Source organism: Streptococcus parasanguinis (genome assembly GCF_001578955.1).
GTDB classification, from domain to species: domain Bacteria; phylum Bacillota; class Bacilli; order Lactobacillales; family Streptococcaceae; genus Streptococcus; species Streptococcus parasanguinis_U.
This window is the reverse complement of sequence record NZ_KQ969690.1, coordinates 281,904-283,013: the sequence shown is the minus strand read 5'-3', so window position 1 is coordinate 283,013 and position 1,110 is coordinate 281,904. Positions and strand designations below refer to the sequence as shown.

The following is a 1,110-nucleotide window of genomic DNA, read 5'->3' as shown; positions in this document are numbered from 1 at the left end:
ATCTTCTGTTAGCATCAAAACACCATTTGTTCCTAGCCGCTTGATTGGCGAAAATGGTCATGCCACTCATCTTGAAATCACAAAAGTTAAAACCGATGAAACCGAACTCATTCCGATTGATCACTTATTTGTCAACTATGGCTTTAAATCTTCAATCGGAAACTTGAAAGAATGGGGTGTAGAATTGCAACGCCATAAAATCAAGGTGAACCAAAAACAAGAAACCAGCCTTCCTGGAATTTATGCCTGTGGAGACTGCTGCTTCTACGAAGGAAAGATTGATCTCATCGCTACAGGTCTTGGGGAAGCTCCAACAGCTGTAAACAATGCCATCAACTACATCTATCCAGATAAGAAAGTCCAACCAACCCACTCAACTAGTTTATAATAAAAAAAGTTAATCGATTCTGCAAAGAAGTAAAAATGAGTTCCTATTTTTAGTATGAATCAAGAAAATACAAAAACTTTCCGCTGTGAGAAAAGTGCCTGAAACAATACGTTTCAGGCACTCGGGAGTTTTGAGACATTAGGCTCAAAACTAAGTCATGGAACTTCTATGAAGTTCGCTGACGTCCGTACTCACCTAAGGAAAGTTTTTAAAAAGACTTTAACCTCATTATGAAAGGCCTTTGGCCTTTTTTATTTGTCTAAATCGTCTGCGATCTTATTGATCTTACGCAAGCGGTGATTGACACCGCTTTTTGAAATAGGTTGTTGCAAACTATCCGCAATCTGCTGGATGGAATAATCTGGATGGTTCATCCGGATATAGGCAACTTCTTGCAAGTCACTTGGTAAACTACCTAGGCCGACCATATCCACAATTTTACTAATATTATTAATGGTTTTCATGCTAGCAGTAACTGTGCGCTGGATATTGGCCATCTCGGCATTATTGGCCCGATTGAGGTCATTGCGCGTCTCTCTCATGACCTTGATAGACTCAAATTCCTGCATGGCTTGCATGGCCTCTACCACAATTAGAAAATCAATAATATCTTCCGCTCGTTGCAGATAGGTCACCACTCCTTTTTTCCGCTCGATGGTTTTCGCATCTAGTAAAAATCCTTGCATGAGAAGGGCAATTCCTTCTGCGTGGTCTGTATAAAC

Annotated in this window: 2 protein-coding genes; one reads left to right on the top strand and one right to left on the bottom strand. The window is 40.3% G+C overall.

Annotation, left to right across the window (positions count from 1 at the left end):
* On the top strand, positions 1-388 hold a 388-nt coding region (locus SPADD19_RS11540), incomplete at its 5' end, for an NAD(P)/FAD-dependent oxidoreductase (RefSeq protein ID WP_164905847.1).
* Positions 389-639: 251 nt separating this feature from the next.
* On the opposite strand, the gene whiA is transcribed toward SPADD19_RS11540, so the two are convergent.
* On the bottom strand, positions 640-1,110 hold a 471-nt coding region (gene whiA / locus SPADD19_RS05200), incomplete at its 5' end, for a DNA-binding protein WhiA (RefSeq protein ID WP_128861587.1).